Genomic DNA, 15,802 nt, shown 5'->3' with positions numbered 1-15,802 from the left:
AAAACAGCCCTACTTCACCAGCGCCAGCAACACACACGAGAGCACCGTCTTCTCCTCCTCGGCAGTGACGACCTCGGCCCGGTACCGGACCACGCCGGTCGCGGTCGGGTGCTCACGGCGCTCCTTGTCGACGACCTCCGTCTCGACGCGCACCGTGTCACCGACGAACGTCGGATTGCGGAACCGCACCTCGTCGACACCATAGAGGGCGACGAGGCCGCTATCGGCGTCACGCGACTGCCAGAGCAGCCCCGTCATCACGGAGAAGACGAGCGCGCCGTGTGCTATTCGTTCGCCGAAGTCTGAGTCCGTCATCTCGGCCGCGTCCATGTGGAGGTGGTTGAAATCGCCGCTGACGCCCGCGAAGTTCACCAGGTCGGCTTCGGTGATGGTCCGGCCGGCCGTGGTGAGCGTGTCGCCCAACTCGATGTCCTCGAAGTGCATGCCGGGACCTGCGGCGGGCCGGGACGTAAACCCGGGTGGTGCCAGTGAGGGAACGAAACGGCGAGACCTGCCATAGTGGCTTCAGTTCTCCAGACTGTTCGGTTGAACCCCCACTGTCGGGAGGGGTTTCCTTCCTCACCACAGAGACAGCGTTCTATCATTTCTGGGCGGGAATCGCCTGACATGACCGGTTTCGCGACAAAAACGAGACCACCTCAGAGAGCCTATCTCCGACATGCCTGCTGTCCGCGTCCTCCACGTCGAAGACGATACCAGTTTCGGGGAGGTAACGGCCGAACTACTCGGACGTGAGGACACCGATTTCGAGATACTTACCGAGACGAACGTCACTGCTGCGATAGACGTGCTCCAGAACGGCGAGATTCACTGCGTGGTCAGCGACTACGATATGCCCGAAGTCGACGGGCTGGAGTTCCTGAAACTCGTTCGCGAGTACGACAGTGACCTGCCGTTCATCCTCTTCACAGGGAAAGGGTCAGAGGAGATCGCCAGCGCCGCCATCTCCGCGGGGGTGACGGACTACCTGCAGAAGGGCACCGGTATCGAGCAGTACACAATCCTCACGAACCGTATCCGCAACGCGGTCGAGGGCTACCGTGCCAACAGGAACCTCGAGCTATGGAGTCGACAGCACGAAGCCGTCGCGAAACTCGGCCGGGCAGCGCTGGGACGCCTCGACCTCGCGGCCCTGTTCGACCAGGCCTGCGACTCGCTCGTCGACTGTCTCGGGACCGAGTATGCGAAGGTACTGGCACTGACGGACGACGGGACCCACCTGGAGCTGGTCGCGGGGAAGGGCTTCGACCAGCACCTCCTCGGCACCGCCACCGTCGGCGTGAAAGACACCTCGCAGGCAGGGTACACCCTCTCGGTGGCCGGCCCTGTCGTCGTCGAGGACCTCGCGACAGAGGACCGATTCCAGCGCCCCGCACTGCTCGTGGACCATCACATCGTCTCCGGCATCAGCGTCGGTATCGGGCCGGTAGAAGGGTTCTGGGGCGTCCTCGGCGCGCACTCGACGGCCCCCCGGACGTTCTCAGAGAAAGACATCACGTTCGTCCAGAACGTCGCGAACGTCCTCGCGGCTACCATCGAGAACCGCCAGACCGTCGAGGAACTCCGCGAGAGCGAGCAACGGTTCCGCGAGATCGCGACGGTCAGTCCCGACACCATCTTCCGGGCAACCGAAGCAGGGACCTTCGTCTACCTCTCCAACGCAGTCGAAGCGTTACTCGGGTACGAACCCGAGTCGATGTTGCAACTGCCGTTTCACCGGTTCGTCGCCGCGGAGAGTCAAGAATCGGCGCGCGAGAACTTCCTGCGTGTCCGTGACGGTGGCGTCGAAAAGAACGTCGAATTGACCCTGCTCGACGTCGATGGGGAGCGCGTCCCGGTCGAGGTGAGTGCCAGCCAGGTCCGGGACAGCGATGGCAACGTCTTCATCCAGGGCGTCGTCCGCGACGTCAGCGACCGGAAACGCCGCGAACACGAACTCGAACTGAAAGAACGCGCCATGACCGAGGCGCCCTTCGGAATCACCATCAGTGACACGTCGCTGCCGGACAACGCCCTCGTCTACACGAACCAGCGGTTCACCGAGTTGACCGGGTACGACCACGACCAGCTCTTCGGCCGGAACTGCCGCCTGCTGCAGGGCGAGGACACCGACCCCGCACCCGTCGCGGAGATGCGGTCGGCTATCGCCGCGGGCAGCCCGATCACCGTCGAACTCCTGAACTACCGGGCCGACGGGACCCCGTTCTGGAACCGGGTGAGCATCGCGCCGGTCACCGACGCGGACGGCGCGGTGACGAACTTCGTGGGGTTCCAGCAGGACGTGACCGACCAGCACGAGCGCGAGGCGGCACTTCGCCGGCTCCGTGCCGCGGTCGAACAGGCAGGGACGGGGGTCTACATCACGGACGCAGACGGGACGATAGAGTACGTCAACCCGGCGTTCGAGGAGATAACCGGGTACGGTGCTTCTGAGGCGGTCGGCGCTGACCCGAGCATACTCATGTCCGGCGAGCACGACGACGCCTACTTCGAGGGACTCTGGGAGACCGTCGGGCGCGGCGAGGTGTGGGAGGACGAGGTCGTCAACCGGCGGAAGTCCGGCGAGCAGTACACCGCCATCCAGACCGTCGCGCCCATCCTCGACGATGGGGAGGTGACGGGCTACGTCGCGATCCAGAACGACGTGTCCGAGCGCCGGCTCGACCAGCAGCGCCTCGAGGTCCTGAACCGCGTGCTGCGCCACGACATCCGGACGAGCGTGAACATCATCCAGGGGAGCGCCGAACTTGTCGCCGAAGTGGTCGACGACCCGGACGGGGAGCGCCACCTCCAGACGATCCTCGCCACCTGCAACCGCCTCCTCGAGGAGAGCATGAAGGCACGGAGGATACAGGACCTGCTGAAGAAGAACAGACACGAAGTCAGGACGGTCCGTTCGGTCCTCGACGTGCTAGAAGCGACGGCGGTAGAACGCGAAGACGGAGACGTCGAACTCGTCGACGAGAGCGATGGCACCGCCGTCCTTGCCATCGTCCAGTCGGCTCTCGTGGAACTACTCGAGAACGCCCTGGAGCACGGCAAGGGAGACTCCCCACCGCAGGTGAGCGTGAGGGTGAGCGACGACGACGGTTGGCTCGAGTTCCGGGTCGCAGATTCCGGACCGGGACTCCCCGAGGCGGAGCGGCGCGTCATCGAACAGCAGACCGAGCAGCCACTCGCACACAGCAGCGGTATCGGCCTCTGGATCGCAACCTGGCTGGTCAAGGCCAGCGGCGGAACGATACTCATCGAACGCGCTGATTCGACCGGGACGATCTTGACCGTCAGGGTTCCCAGGCTGGACAGCGCCGACAGTACAACGGCCTGACAACCTCCGGTGACGAAACAGCCAAAACGTGTTCGGGCGGGCGTTCAGTTCCTCAGTTCTTCCTGAAGTACACGTCGAAACGCTCACCGCAGGACCTGCAGTTCCCCCACACCTTCCCATCGGCCTCCTCGTGACACTCGGAGAGGTTGCTGTCTCGCGGAATCAACACGGTCGCGTTCGTGCTCTCGCAGTGGATACAACGGGTCGTGACCGACTTCGGTTCGCTGTCTCTCCCTCCGGACCCCTCGACATCGGCAGACGCGGCCTTGGCCCGCCCGCTCCGATTCGCCTCCTGATTGGCCATGGAAGCCACCAGCGCCTCGAGGCACTTCAATGGGACAGCCAAACTACACGATATCGTGACTATACCGGCGCGATGGCCGGCCCGTCGACGAGTGCCGCCTCAGAGTTCGCGCTGGAGCGCCTGCAACCGCTCGATTCGTTTCTCGGTCGGCGGGTGCGAGCGGGTCTCGACCGTGAACTCGCCGTCCGACGCCGGGTCCCCGTCGGTGAAGCCATAGGGGAGCAGGCAGAGCCCCTCGACGCCGGCGTACTGCCGGCGGTCCGTCGTCGGCGTGGCGACGCTCTCGTCGAGCGTCTGCAGCGCCGTCGCGAGTGCAGCCGGGTTGCCAGCGAGCAACGCTCCGGACCGGTCCGCGACGTACTCGCGGTACTGCGAGAGGTTCCGGCTGAGGCCGAGCACCATCGCCCCGACCACGCCGAGGACGATACCCCCGAGCACGGCCGAGAGGACGAGCATCATCACGAACGAGATGGTGTACTCGGCGGAGAGAATCGGGGCGTCGATGAACGCCGAACTCAGGCCGTACAGGACGACGAAGACGGCGCCCCAGAACAGGTAGCCGAGCGAGCGAGTGCCGAACAGGCTGAAGTCGTCGCTGACGAGCGCCGGGACGAACGAGGCGAGCGTCATCACGGTGGCGTCCCGGTTCCGAACGTGGGCGAGTTCGTGCCCGAGGACCGCGTCGAGCTGGTCGTCGTCGAGCGCGTCGAGCAGGCCGGTGCTGACGACGATGGTGGCGTTCCGGAACCCGCCGATAGCGAAGCTGTTGGGGACCGACGTGTCCGCGACCGCGAGACTGGGTGGCTGCATGTCGGCCTGGGTCGCGAGGCGCTGGAGGCGGGCGTGGAGGTCGGGGTACTCGTCGGCCGAGACCGGTCTGGCGTCGGCCTCCGCGAGGAGTTCACGGCGGCTGTACCGGAACTGGGCCCAGACGAAGGCGACCAGGACGGGGAGGACGACCACGGCACCCCACGCGAGCGAGGACGCCCCCTCGATGCCGAGTGCGCTGGCGAGCGCGGCCTGCGGGTACGCCAGCCACGGACTGAGGAGGTACGCGACGGCGGAGACCAGGGCGAGGTCCGCGACGAGGATGAGCGCGAGCGTCAGGAGGATGCGCGCGGTGAGGTCTGAATCGCGTTCCATTCGACCGACGGTTTATTCCAAGAAACTAAAACATTTCCGACTGGTTCTGGTTCGCGACTCGCGCCACCTGTCATTCGCCCAGTCTCGGCATCGTCACGTAGCCGCGACACGTGGATTCCGAATACTGCGTTTGCAAGCCTACTCGCGCCGTTCTGGGAGCCATTCGTTCCAACAGGCCAACACGTCGTTACATCAACCAGGGATAATTCCCCGCCCGAAGTCATCAGATGATGAGAATATATTTAACCCACTGGACAAGTACAACTGTTGTGGCATACGACCTGAGTCGCGCGGCCGTCGCAGTCGTCGCCGTCCTGACGGTCATCCTCGCCGCCTCCCTCCTCCCCGCCTCCGGCTTCGGGACGTACCCGGCCGGTGTCGGGGGCGGCGCGGGCGATACCGCCGGGTCCGGCGACCCCACGGCCCCCGGGACCGACGGACCGACCAGCGAGCAGCCGCCCTCCACGGCGGATTCCGCGACGGAGACGGCGACGGAGGGAACCGACGGCGGGACCGGCTCGGGCTCCGGGTCCGACGGCGGGACCGGCTCGGGCTCCGGGTCCGACGGCGGGACCGCAACCCCGACACCGACGCGGACGGCGACCACGACGACCGAGCGAGCAGCCGCCGGCGGTGCCGGCAACGACCGCGGCGGCATCGACCTCGGAACCGTGGTGACGACGTTCATGGGACTCCTCACACTCACCGGCATCGGGGTCGTCCTCGTCCTGACCGTCGGGCAGGTCGAACGGACCTCACGCCCCGACTTCGACGGCTGGGTGCTCGATATCCCCGGCCTCCCCCCGCTGCACATCCGCGCCTCGTTCCTCACCATCCCGCAGACCACGATGGCGTTCCTCGTCGGCACCTCCGCGTCCGCCCCGGAAGTGCTCGACGCCATCGGTAGCGCCGCGAACGACTTCGCTCGCGGGCTCGGAGCCGTCGGCAAGGGCCTCGGCTCTCTCAGCGCGAGCCTCTTCGTCGGCGTCCCCGCGGCCCTGGGGAAGGGCCTGCTTGCCATCCCCCGCGGCATCGGTGGCGGCCTCGGTGCCCTGACCGGTGGCTTCTCGACCCTGTCGAGCGGCATCGGCTCGCGGAACTGGCTGAGCCGCGGCGAGAAGACCCCGGACGACCCCCGCAACCGGGCAGCCGCGTCTGCGGACGAGTTCACCGACCCCGGCGCACACCAGCCCTCGCCCCTCAGCATCGAGGAGGCGTGGGAGTACATGGTCGACCAGCTTCCGACGGGCCGGAGCCCGTCGCGAACCCCTGCAGAGTACGCCCGCGCCGCCGTCGAGCACGGCCTTCCTGCCGACGCGGTCGGGCGACTCACAAGGGCGTTCCAGGACGTCCGGTACGGCCAGTACCCGCCGGACGATTCCCGAACACAGGCCGCCCGTGACGCGGTCAGACAGATAGCCAGGCGACTGGAGGGCGACTCATGAGCAGTCGCGGCCCATTCCGGAAAGCGAGTTACGCGGGTGGACGCGCCTTCGGCAAGCTCTTCGACCGGAAGAGCGCCCTCCTGCTCGTCGGCACCGGCGCGCTGGTCGGCGCCCTCGTGCTGGCGTTCCTGCCCTACCCCATGGAACCGAGCCGCCCATACGTCGAGGGCATCCTCACGAACCGCGGGACCGTGCTGTTCCTTGGCCTCACCGGCGGTATCATCGGCGCGGTCCACCTCTACCGGACGGAACGCGACGAGACGACGAACGTCCTCTCGGGGGTGTTCCCCGAGGGCGCGAGCTACCAGGCACGCGAATCCGCCGGTGACTCGTTCGACAGCTCCGTCCGGAACCTGACCGGTGAGCTCCCCGATTCGAACTCGAGCAGCTGGTGGCGCAGCCGGGAGCGCCTGGAGGTCGAACGACAGGTTCGGGCGGTTGCAGTCGAGGTGTTACAGTCGAGCGAGAACTGGACGGAAGCGGAAGCAAGAGCGCATCTCGAGCGGGGCACCTGGACGGACAACCCGCGTGCGGCCAGATTCCTCGGGGGCAACGAGGCTCCCGAGCTCCCCCTCAAGATGCAGTTCTTCGACTGGCTCAGCGGCGAGGCCTTCGAGCGCCACGTCACCCACACCGTCGACGAACTCGCAGACCGTGCCGGCCTTCTGGAGGAAGACCGATGACGATAGAAGACACTGGACGCTGGAACGTCGGCCTGACCGCCGCCCTCGTGACGGGTGCGCTCGGGCTGTTCACCAAGAACACGACGCTGTTCCTCGCGGCCGCCATCGGCCTGAGCTACGCGGCCTATGGCTACGCGACCCGTCCCCCGTCGCTCGACGTCGGGCTGGAACGGTCGCTCTCGACCACCTCCCCCATGCCGGGCGAGGACATCGAGGTGACGGTCACGGTCCGGAACGAGTCGGATTCGCCGATGGCAGACGTCCGGGTCGTCGACGGCGTGCCGGATACACTGGGGGTCCAGGAAGGTGCACCCCGCTACCTAACCAGCCTGCTCCCGGGCGAGGAAGACGAGTTTACGTACACCGTCACGGCCCGTCGTGGCGTCCACGAGTTCCAGCACGCGACCCTGGTCACGCGCAACGTCAGTGGCGCGACGAAGGCCCACACCACGGTCGACCTCCCCGAGCGCGTCTCCTGCCGGGCGGGCATCGACGGCGTGCCGCTGGGAGACCGGACCATCTCCTACACCGGGCGCATCGAGACCGACACCGGGGGCGAGGGCATCGAGTTCTACTCGGTGCGCAAGTACCAGCGCTCGGACCCGATGAGCCGCATCGACTGGAAGCGGTTCGCGCGAACCGGCGAACTCCGGACGGTCGAGTTCCGCCAGAGCCGGGCCGCGAGCATCGTCGTGGTCGTCGACACGCGGTACGAGTCGCGCATCTCGCGTCGTCCCGAGGAACCGGACGGCGTCGAACTCTCGATGTACGCGGCCGGCCGCCTCTGCGGGTCGCTGCTGAAAGAGGGCAACCGCGTCGGCCTCGCCCGCTACGGCGGGACCTTCGACTACCTCGAACCGGGCACCGGTGACGAGCAGGCCGTGCGCATCCGCCAGAACCTGAGCCTGGCCGCCTCGACCACCATCCCGGTCGCCGACGGCGTGGACGACGCGGCGAACGACGGCGGTGCCGACAGCTGGCAGGGTGACCCCGAACCATCCGAGAGCGACGACGCGGCACCGACACCGACCGCCGACGGCGGCTGGCGCGTCGACTGGCTGCGGCGGCGCATCCCGAACGAGGCACAGGTCGTCTTCGTCACCCCGATGATGGACGACGGCCCGTTCGAGACGCTCCGTCGCCTGCGGGCGGCTGGCCACGAGGTCCGCGTCGTCTCACCGGACGTGACCTCGGGTGAGACGTCGGGGGCCAAGTTGGAACGGATCAAGCGCGATACGCGCCTCAGAACGCTCCGGGGCCGGAAGACGAAGGTCATCGAGTGGTCGCCGGACCAGCCGCTGTTCGCTGCCATCGAGGTGGCGATGCGGAGGTGGTCGTCGTGAGCGACTACGAGTTCGACGACGCCTCGGCTCGCTTCAGCGGAAGACTCGCCATCGGGGTCGCCGCGTTCACCAGTCTCGTCCTCGGCGTGCTCGTCGGCCATCCCCTCAGCCTGCTGCTCGGACTCGCGGGAGCCGCCGGCGTCGCCTACGGTGCCAAGAAGCTCGACGCGGGCCAGAGTCGCCCGCGCGCCGAGGGAAGTGTCGCGTTCGTCGCAGGGGCGGTTGCGATCGTCATCGCCCTCCTCACGTTCAAACAGTCACTTGCCGTCGCCGTCGTCGTCGGGGCGTCGGTCGTCGCGGTGACGCTCGTCGCCATCGAAGCCGTCGTCGGTATCGACGACGAGACCATCGAGACGATGGGTGGGACACTCTCACGGTCCATCCTCGTCCTCATCGTGGCGACCATCGTCGCCGCCGCCGTCCACGCGCACTTCTTCACCACCCTCGCCGTGGTCCTGGTGGTCGCGCTCGAGGCCATCGTGACGGCGAATCCACTCGTGAGCTTCGTCGCGCTCCAGCTGGAGGCGGTTTTGCTCGCGGTCCTGCTCTCGAAGGTGGTCACCATCCTCGACGAATGGCTGCCCGACCAGCGATACGACCCCAGAGCGAGCGGCATCGACCAGTTCGGGGTCGACCCCCGGACCGTTCCGTGGGGTGTCTGGGTCATCCTCGGCATCGAGGTGTTCGCCGCGGCGACCCCGACGGGCAGGGCGCTGTTCGACACCGCGCTGTCGCTCACGTACACGTTCGGGGCACTGGTCCGGGGCTTCCTGCTCTCGTGGGTACCCCACGCCATCCTCGGGGCCGGTATCCTCGTGCTGTCGAGCGTCGTGGCGGTCCACCTCGCACAGCTGCTGTTCGTCGGGCTGGTCGGCCGCAAGCCACCGAAGACGCTCGCCTACGCCAGCGGTGGCGTGGTCTCGAGCGTCGTCATCGGCCTGGTCACCGCGATTCCACCGGTCGTGACGCTCGTGGCGGGTGCCTTCGGGCCGGAGACGCCGTACGCAACCGCGTTCGACACCTACGGGATGGGCGCGACGTTCCTCGGCATCGTCACGGGCGCGCTCATCGTCATGCTCGTCGTGGTTCCGGTCGCGATGTTCGTCCTGTCGTTCGACCACATCCCGGAGGACAGCAGTGGGTTCGCGCTCGGCGCGGTACTGCTGTTCGCTGCGACGGTCGCGAGCGGGCTGTCGAACGCGCTCCCCATCGCGGTGTTCGTCGGCATGACCGGCGCACTCCTGACCTGGGACCTCGGCCTGAACGCGACGCTCGTCGGCCACGAGGTCGGGCAGGTCGCCGAGACGAGACGTGGCGAGGTCGTCCACGCCGCCGGCGCGATAACGGTCGGCATCGCTGCCATCGTCATCTCGCTGCTGGCCATCCAGTTCGCCGTCCCCGGCACCACCAGCATCGACATCCCACGCTGGCGGGCCATCGGGGCGTTGACCCTGCTGCTCGTCTCGCTCGTCGCCTTCTCCCGGCTCGCGTCGGTCGACCGGGAGACCGGGGACGCGGACTCCTGAGCAGGGTCAAGAAACATCAATATTCGAACTCAAACGTTAAGTTCTAACTGTACGTATAATGAGGCATGACTGAAGTACTCGTCGCGGTCGACGGAAGCGACTACGCACACCAGGCGGCCGAACACGCCATCGAGGTCGCCGGCGAGCGCGGCGCGACGCTACACTGCCTCTGTGTCGTCGACGAGCGAAAGTACGGTGAGCCGGCGCTCAGTTCCGACGAGGCCTCGATGGTCCTCGCCGAAGACCACGGGCACAAGTGCGCAACCGAAGTCAAGGAGATCGCCGACTCGAAGGGTATCCCCGTCGTCATCGACATCAGACACGGGGTTCCCGATGAGGTCATCCTCGACTACGCGCGGGACATCGGGGCCGAAGTTATCATCCTCGGCAAACACGGCGACCACGGCGAGCACATCGGTGGAGTCCGCCACCACGTCGAACAGCGGTCGGACATCGACCTGATCGTCGTCTAATCGATATTCCGACACAATTACTTCTCGATAGGAGTATCGGAACAGAATAGACATTCCACATATAGTTCTGCCTTTCGTAGTCAGGGAACTGCCGCTGGCAGGGTGTCCTCTCCACCGGAGGGAGGGAACGACCTCTCCGCAGGCGTGAGTTTTCGACTTCCCGCTCTCGAACTGGGCGAGGTCGGTTCGCGCTCGACGCACGGGTCACGGCCTCGGGTCCACACCCGGGCACCGCGGACACCACGTTTCCGGTGAACAGGGCGACCACGCCGCGCGTTTCCTCATGGGTCGGTTCGCAGGTGACGAGGCCCTCGAATCGGTCGAACAGGGCTGGAGAGCGGTGTGGCGAGAGTCTTGCGGGGCTCTCACCGGTGACAACCGCTGGATCGGTCATGCTGGCCCTCGATATAGCGCCTCCATCAGCCGAGAGAATAGCGTACCTCCTGTCGGTCTACTCGAAACAGGCCACCAGTCAGGACCCCTTTCGCGTTACTTCGACCCGTCGCCCATCCGGTCGCTGAAGTCCCAGGTGTAGGCGCGGTCGATGGAGATGGTGATGCAGACCTCCTCGCGGTCGGGCGAGAGGAGCGACTTCGCGAGTCCGGAGTCGGTTCCCCCGAGGTAGCGCGTCAGCAAGCGCCGAAGCACCTCCTTGTTCTCGTCCGGAGCGATACTGGCGGTTCCCTGGCCGCGGACACCACGGTACGGCACGTCGTTGGTCGATATCTCGAACGCGACCGTGTCGTCGGCTTCGAGGTACCGGACCACCTCGGCCGAGGCTGCCGTCGCACAGCGGAACGCACCCGTCGCGGGGTCGTACTCGTACCACAGCGAGAGCATCCAGAGGTTGCCACCCGGCGTGTGACAGGATAGGCGAACCGGGACCGTCGTCTCCGTGAGGAACTCGGCAGCCGCCTCGTGGTCCCAGTCGCCGCGAATCGCGAACATCAGCGGACGATGGTGACGGGGCAGGGTGCTCGTCGCACGACAGCCTCGGCCACGCTCCCGAGGAGGACCCGACTGACGCCGGTTCGCCCGTGGCTCCCCATGATGATGTGGTCCACGTCGTGTTCCTCTGCGTAGTCGTTGATGGTCCGCGAGGGGCGGCCGACGACCGTCTCGGACGACAGGGTAACGTCGAACTCGTCGGCGATGGCCTGTGCGTCCTCGAACAGTCGCTCACTTGCCTGTTGTTGGCCCTCGTACCACTCCTCCCAGAAGCCGGGGAGCGTGCCGTCGATGGGGGTGCTGAACCCGGCATCCATCAGGTCGATGACGTGCACGAGCACGAGGTCATCGTCGGGGTGTTTCTCCAGTGCGTGACGAAGGGCATCCACGGACTGCGGAGACTCGTCGTAGGGAACCAGTATGGTGTCTGCCATACTAGATATGACACTGACTGAACTGATAAATACCACCCCTCGTTCCCGGGTGCTGCGACTCGTCTCCGGTCCAGCAAGCACTCAGTACGGCTCGAACCCGAGACTCGCCCGGAGCACCTCGTCGAGTCTGGTACGAATCACGTCGCGTTCTGCATGGAGATTCGCGACACCAGCGTCGTCGTGGCCGCCGCCCGACCCGTCGAAGACGGCGAGCAGCGGGTCGAGCACCGTATCGACGTGGACCGACCCGTTCGTCCTGACGGCGACGCGAGTGCCGAAGTCGCGGCCCGAGAGGACCACAGCGAGGTCGGCACCGGCGTCGACGATGGCCGAGGCGGCGGTGCTGGCGTAGCTCCCGACGTGTGTCACGGCGGCGACGAGGTCGTCACTGCGAAAGAGGTCGAGTCGCTGCATCGCCCTGAGGCAGGCGACACGCTCGCCTTCGCGCCAGGTCGGGCCCAGAACCGCCGGCAACTCGTGGGCCCGGTCGCCGGCCAGTGGCAGGAGGTCGACCACCACGTCGAACGTCGCCGGTTCGGCGAACGCGAGCCGCTTGGTGTCGCCCATGATACCCGCGAGCAGGTAGTACGCGGCGGTCTCTGAGACGTCCCAGCCGGCCTCCCCGGCGAGTTTGTAGACCAGTTCCGCGGTCGCTCCCGCCTCGGGGACCACCAGCGCCGCGTCGGCACGGTCGAGCAGGTCGCCGGGTTCGTGATGGTCGATGACGATGAGGGTGCCCGCCCGGTCGAGGTCGATGGGTTCCACTCGTCGAGATTCGGCCGCGTCGACGACGATGGTGAGCGCGAATTCAGCCGGGTCGGCCCGTTCGACCGTCCCCCGGGCGAGCGGCTTCGCCTGCATACCGATGCCACCCGGGGCGCAGACGGTCACGTCGGGGAGGAACTCGGCGAGCGCCAGAGCGGACCCGATCGCGTCCAGGTCTGCGTGTCGGTGACAGACGACGAGCGTCGGGCCATCCGGTGGCAGGAACTGGACCAGTGCCGAAGGCGAGCCGAACGTCTCCCCCATACCGAATAGAAAGCGGTGTACGTACTTGGGCTAACCGGCGTCACTCGCTTTCGCCGTGCTGTCGGCACGAGGATTCACAGCGACAGGGCGGTCCGGGCGAGAAGTCTACGCCGGCGACAGCGGCGACCGCGGGCGAGACCGGAGGGCGGACTGGCGGCCGCTCGGTGGGGGGATAGATACTGTAAGAACCGGACGACCGGAACATGGGGGGTCATAGTTTCGCTCGCCCGGCACCCCCAGAAAACGAGGGCAGTAGACCTAGTCTTCGAGGGAAGATAGCTTCGTCGGCCGACGTGACGGCCGACCGCTATGTCCTACCGGTCGGTCGCCAGGACCCCGACCACGTCCCGCTCGATAGTCGGACTCGGCCAGTCGGCCGACAGTTCGTCGACCACCGCGTCCACGTCGTCGCTGCCGGTCGACGCCACGGCAGCCTCGACAGCCGCGACCCATCTCGGCAACAGGTCGGCGTACGCCTCGAGGGCCGCTCCGGAGTCCTCACGGGCCCCGAAGTGCCCGTAACAGATGGTCTCCGGGTCGAGTGCCCGGAGGCGCTCGATGGTGTCGAGGCTCTGCTGGAGGTCGAAATCGGGTGCCGGTGTGGTCGGCAGGAGCTGGTCGAACAGGAACATCCCTGCGGCATCCGCCGAGAACAGCGTCGCCGTCCGTGAATCGAGGGCGCAAATCTGGTGTGGGGCGTGGCCCGGTGCGTGGACGAGATCCAGCTGGCGGTCGCCAAGGTCCAGCGATTCCCCGCCCGAGACGACGCGACAGCGGTCTCGCGGGACACGACTCGGCTCGCCGTACCCGGACGCGATGTCGTCTCCGACCGCCTCCCGGGCACTCTCGTACAGCCGCGAGAGCTTCTCGGCGTCGGTGAGGTACTCCACACCGCGTTCGTGAACCACGACCTCGGCGTCGGGGCAGGCGTCTGCGAGCGTCCCGGCAGCACCCGCGTGGTCGAGATGGACGTGTGTCTGGACGAGGTAGGCGACCTCATTCGGGTCGACACCGCACTCCTCGAGCCCGTCGAGGACGTGTTCTGCGCCCGTGGCAGGCCCGGAGTCGAGTATCACTGGCTCCGCCGCATCGATGACGTAGACCGACATCGACCCCGGCATCCCGAGCATCTGCGCGTCGACCGCGTACGTCTCCGGTGCGACCGGATGGACCCCTGTCATGGCAGGCTCTTGGAGGTGGGAACCTATAACCCCCTTGAGGCGTGCGGGTGCGACCTAAATCGGATGCCCCCGTATCTCTGACAAAGGGGACATGTTCGAACAATTAAGTTCTGGTTTCGTCGTCGGTCGTCTGTCGGTCCTGCCGACGGTCGGGTCACGGCCCACACTCGGGGAGCCCGAGTTCGCGGCTGCGGCCGATAGCACCGGCGACATGGGGGCATCGTACCTGGTTGCACACCTGCCGGGGTGTTACCTCCGGGTCTGGGCAGACACGGCCACACCGGCCGAGACACTGGCCGTTCCGGCCGAGTCGGTCGACGAGTGGGGCCTGACCGAGGGGCCGATACCGGTCCTGTTCGCCCGGGCCGGGACGGCACGACGCCTCGACAGGTGGTTGGGGTGAACGGTGAGGGACCGGACGGACAGCGCCTCGCCTTCGCCGGCGACACGATGCTCGGTCGACTCGTAGACGAACACCAGTGGACACGCGACGCGACGGCGGTCTGGGGCGACATGCTCCCCACGCTCCAGGCGTGCGATGGCGTCTTCCTCAACCTCGAATGTTGTCTCTCGACGGGCGGCGAGCCCTGGACCGAGACCTACCACCCGTTCCACTTCCGGGCGAACCCGGAGTGGGCTGCCCCGGCCCTCCGGCACGCCGGGGTGGACTGGGTATCCCTCGCCAACAACCACGTCCTCGACTACGGAGTCGATGGCCTCTACGACACGCTGGACACGCTCACGTCCATCGGCGTCGCCTGCTCGGGCGCAGGTCGAACCGTCGATTCGGCCCGGACACCGGCGGTCGTCACCGCCGGCGATTGTACCGTCGCCCTCCTCGCGTTCACCGACAACACGCCCGAGTTCGCCGCCAGCCAGGCCAACCCCGGCACCGCCTACATCGAGATAGACGACGGTCCGGAGGTCCCGTCTGAGACCATGGAAGTGGTGAGCGAGGCGCTGCACGCGGCCCGGCGTGCCGACCCGGACCTGCTCGTCGTCTCGCTCCACTGGGGGCCGAACATGCGGACCGCCCCGCCTCGACAGTTCCAGCACTTCGCGCACTGGCTGGTCGACGAGGGCGTCGACCTCGTCTTCGGCCACAGCGCCCACGTCTTCCACGGCGTCGAGCGCTACCGGGACGGTCTCATCCTGTACGACACCGGTGACTTCGTCGACGACTACGCGGTCGACCCAGGGCTGCACAACGACCGGGGGTTCCTGTTCGTGGTCGAGGTCGACGACGGCGAAATCACCGGCTTACGGCTGGTGCCGACCCAGATCGGCGAGTTCGCGGTCAATCACGCGCCCACCCGGGTCGCGAACTGGAGTCGCGACCGGATGCAGACGCTGTCGAGCCGCTTCGGGACGGACTTCCGGCGCGACGGGGAAGACCTCGTCCTCGACCTCTCGGTGGAGGCCGATGCGGGGAAGAAGCTGGCTGGCGACTGACCCGTTCAGTCACGGCTGTCGGGCATCGGGCGCGTGTACCACCAGGCCCACAGGATGAGCACCGCCTGGAACGGAAGCCGCGCCCACCGGCCAAACGTAGACGGGTCCCTGATCGCCGCTGGTGCGCCCACGAGGACCACGTCGCTGGTCGCCATGTAGATGTTCGCCGGGAAGATGGCGACCAGCAGCGCCACCAGCCCCCAGGCGGCCATCCGGCGCGTTCTGGGAATCATGACGCCGACACCGAGTGCGATTTCGGCCAGTCCCGAGAGGTAGACGAGTGCCAGCGGGGCGGGGAGCACCGGGGGCACTATCTGGGCGTACACATCCGGGACGACGAAGTGCATCACGCCCGCGAAGACGTACAGGACCCCCATGACGTACAGCAGCGGTCGCTTGAGGCGAGCGAGAAGACGGTCGAGTGCGTCGTTCATTCAGTTCGTCGTCAGGTCCAGACACAGAAAGCGTTGTGCGTCACGGAACCCGACACGG

At 66.9% G+C, this 15,802-nt stretch carries 16 protein-coding genes; 8 read left to right on the top strand and 8 right to left on the bottom strand.

Features of this window, described 5'->3' with window-relative positions:
- Positions 1-9 precede the first annotated feature (9 nt).
- Positions 10-444: a MaoC/PaaZ C-terminal domain-containing protein gene (locus N6C22_RS20655; protein WP_261653105.1), complete on the bottom strand. Its 435-nt coding sequence runs from the start codon at positions 442-444 to the stop codon at positions 10-12.
- 235 nt (positions 445-679) lie between these two features.
- On the opposite strand from N6C22_RS20655, the gene N6C22_RS20650 reads away from it, so the two are divergent.
- Positions 680-3,349 carry a PAS domain S-box protein gene (locus tag N6C22_RS20650; protein ID WP_261653104.1) on the top strand — a complete coding sequence of 890 codons (2,670 nt, stop codon included), beginning with the start codon at positions 680-682 and terminating at the stop codon, positions 3,347-3,349.
- A 52-nt stretch (positions 3,350-3,401) separates the two neighbouring features.
- Here N6C22_RS20650 and N6C22_RS20645 read toward each other — a convergent pair whose 3' ends face one another.
- Positions 3,402-3,653, bottom strand: a complete 252-nt coding sequence (locus N6C22_RS20645) for a hypothetical protein (protein WP_261653103.1) — start codon at positions 3,651-3,653, stop codon at positions 3,402-3,404.
- 99 nt (positions 3,654-3,752) lie between these two features.
- The gene (locus N6C22_RS20640; protein WP_261653102.1) at positions 3,753-4,796 is read right to left on the bottom strand and encodes a M48 family metalloprotease; all 1,044 of its coding nucleotides are present in this window, start codon (positions 4,794-4,796) and stop codon (positions 3,753-3,755) included.
- 269 nt (positions 4,797-5,065) lie between these two features.
- Here N6C22_RS20640 and N6C22_RS21250 point away from each other — a divergent pair, with 269 nt between their 5' ends.
- The 5 genes from N6C22_RS21250 (at position 5,066) to N6C22_RS20615 (ending at position 10,266) form a co-directional block, all read left to right on the top strand.
- Entirely contained in the window at positions 5,066-6,241 is a 1,176-nt protein-coding gene (locus tag N6C22_RS21250; RefSeq protein WP_261653101.1) for a DUF4129 domain-containing protein, read from the top strand.
- Positions 6,238-6,924, top strand: coding sequence for a hypothetical protein (locus N6C22_RS20630; protein ID WP_261653100.1), 687 nt, complete (start codon positions 6,238-6,240; stop codon positions 6,922-6,924). The genes N6C22_RS21250 and N6C22_RS20630 overlap by 4 nt, the downstream gene beginning before the upstream one ends.
- Complete coding sequence (locus N6C22_RS20625; protein WP_261653099.1) at positions 6,921-8,267, top strand: DUF58 domain-containing protein; 1,347 nt, start codon at positions 6,921-6,923, stop codon at positions 8,265-8,267. Before N6C22_RS20630 ends, N6C22_RS20625 begins: the two co-directional genes overlap by 4 nt.
- Positions 8,264-9,793: a hypothetical protein gene (locus tag N6C22_RS20620; RefSeq protein ID WP_261653098.1), complete on the top strand. Its 1,530-nt coding sequence runs from the start codon at positions 8,264-8,266 to the stop codon at positions 9,791-9,793. Before N6C22_RS20625 ends, N6C22_RS20620 begins: the two co-directional genes overlap by 4 nt.
- 65 nt (positions 9,794-9,858) lie before the next feature.
- Positions 9,859-10,266 (top strand): universal stress protein, encoded by a 408-nt coding sequence (locus tag N6C22_RS20615; protein WP_261653097.1) that lies wholly within the window; start codon positions 9,859-9,861, stop codon positions 10,264-10,266.
- Between the two features lie 489 nt (positions 10,267-10,755).
- Here the strand turns inward: N6C22_RS20615 and N6C22_RS20610 are convergent, their stop codons facing one another.
- The 4 genes from N6C22_RS20610 to N6C22_RS20595 all read right to left on the bottom strand — a co-directional run bounded on the left by N6C22_RS20610 (position 10,756) and on the right by N6C22_RS20595 (position 13,858).
- Complete coding sequence (locus N6C22_RS20610; protein WP_261653096.1) at positions 10,756-11,214, bottom strand: pyridoxamine 5'-phosphate oxidase family protein; 459 nt, start codon at positions 11,212-11,214, stop codon at positions 10,756-10,758.
- Positions 11,214-11,648 (bottom strand): universal stress protein, encoded by a 435-nt coding sequence (locus N6C22_RS20605; RefSeq protein ID WP_261653095.1) that lies wholly within the window; start codon positions 11,646-11,648, stop codon positions 11,214-11,216. The genes N6C22_RS20610 and N6C22_RS20605 overlap by 1 nt, the downstream gene beginning before the upstream one ends.
- 81 nt (positions 11,649-11,729) lie before the next feature.
- Entirely contained in the window at positions 11,730-12,677 is a 948-nt protein-coding gene (locus tag N6C22_RS20600) for a bifunctional oligoribonuclease/PAP phosphatase NrnA (RefSeq protein WP_261653094.1), read from the bottom strand.
- A 314-nt stretch (positions 12,678-12,991) separates the two neighbouring features.
- Positions 12,992-13,858 carry an MBL fold metallo-hydrolase gene (locus N6C22_RS20595; RefSeq protein ID WP_261653093.1) on the bottom strand — a complete coding sequence of 289 codons (867 nt, stop codon included), beginning with the start codon at positions 13,856-13,858 and terminating at the stop codon, positions 12,992-12,994.
- 91 nt (positions 13,859-13,949) lie between these two features.
- Here N6C22_RS20595 and N6C22_RS20590 point away from each other — a divergent pair, with 91 nt between their 5' ends.
- Together N6C22_RS20590 and N6C22_RS20585 are read left to right on the top strand one after the other, a co-directional pair.
- Entirely contained in the window at positions 13,950-14,261 is a 312-nt protein-coding gene (locus N6C22_RS20590; protein ID WP_261653092.1) for a DUF5802 family protein, read from the top strand.
- Entirely contained in the window at positions 14,258-15,310 is a 1,053-nt protein-coding gene (locus N6C22_RS20585) for a CapA family protein (RefSeq protein ID WP_261653091.1), read from the top strand. The genes N6C22_RS20590 and N6C22_RS20585 overlap by 4 nt, the downstream gene beginning before the upstream one ends.
- 5 nt (positions 15,311-15,315) lie before the next feature.
- Here the strand turns inward: N6C22_RS20585 and N6C22_RS20580 are convergent, their stop codons facing one another.
- Positions 15,316-15,744 carry a DoxX family membrane protein gene (locus N6C22_RS20580; RefSeq protein ID WP_261653090.1) on the bottom strand — a complete coding sequence of 143 codons (429 nt, stop codon included), beginning with the start codon at positions 15,742-15,744 and terminating at the stop codon, positions 15,316-15,318.
- Positions 15,745-15,802 lie beyond the last annotated feature (58 nt).

This window comes from Haloarchaeobius sp. HME9146, from assembly GCF_025399835.1.
In the GTDB taxonomy this organism is placed as follows: domain Archaea; phylum Halobacteriota; class Halobacteria; order Halobacteriales; family Natrialbaceae; genus Haloarchaeobius.
The sequence above is the reverse complement of the archived record's forward strand: the minus strand, read 5'-3'. Positions and strand labels throughout refer to the sequence as shown.

What these genes read in the sequence shown, in the direction of transcription:
- N6C22_RS20655 (WP_261653105.1), bottom strand. Translation starts at nt 444, where the DNA reads ATGCACTTCGAGGACATCGAGTTGGGCGACACGCTCACCACGGCCGGC.
- N6C22_RS20650 (WP_261653104.1), top strand. Translation starts at nt 680, where the DNA reads ATGCCTGCTGTCCGCGTCCTCCACGTCGAAGACGATACCAGTTTCGGG.
- N6C22_RS20645 (WP_261653103.1), bottom strand. Translation starts at nt 3,653, where the DNA reads ATGGCCAATCAGGAGGCGAATCGGAGCGGGCGGGCCAAGGCCGCGTCT.
- N6C22_RS20640 (WP_261653102.1), bottom strand. Translation starts at nt 4,796, where the DNA reads ATGGAACGCGATTCAGACCTCACCGCGCGCATCCTCCTGACGCTCGCG.
- N6C22_RS20630 (WP_261653100.1), top strand. Translation starts at nt 6,238, where the DNA reads ATGAGCAGTCGCGGCCCATTCCGGAAAGCGAGTTACGCGGGTGGACGC.
- N6C22_RS20625 (WP_261653099.1), top strand. Translation starts at nt 6,921, where the DNA reads ATGACGATAGAAGACACTGGACGCTGGAACGTCGGCCTGACCGCCGCC.
- N6C22_RS20615 (WP_261653097.1), top strand. Translation starts at nt 9,859, where the DNA reads ATGACTGAAGTACTCGTCGCGGTCGACGGAAGCGACTACGCACACCAG.
- N6C22_RS20610 (WP_261653096.1), bottom strand. Translation starts at nt 11,214, where the DNA reads ATGTTCGCGATTCGCGGCGACTGGGACCACGAGGCGGCTGCCGAGTTC.
- N6C22_RS20605 (WP_261653095.1), bottom strand. Translation starts at nt 11,648, where the DNA reads ATGGCAGACACCATACTGGTTCCCTACGACGAGTCTCCGCAGTCCGTG.
- N6C22_RS20600 (WP_261653094.1), bottom strand. Translation starts at nt 12,677, where the DNA reads ATGGGGGAGACGTTCGGCTCGCCTTCGGCACTGGTCCAGTTCCTGCCA.
- N6C22_RS20595 (WP_261653093.1), bottom strand. Translation starts at nt 13,858, where the DNA reads ATGACAGGGGTCCATCCGGTCGCACCGGAGACGTACGCGGTCGACGCG.
- N6C22_RS20590 (WP_261653092.1), top strand. Translation starts at nt 13,950, where the DNA reads ATGTTCGAACAATTAAGTTCTGGTTTCGTCGTCGGTCGTCTGTCGGTC.
- N6C22_RS20580 (WP_261653090.1), bottom strand. Translation starts at nt 15,744, where the DNA reads ATGAACGACGCACTCGACCGTCTTCTCGCTCGCCTCAAGCGACCGCTG.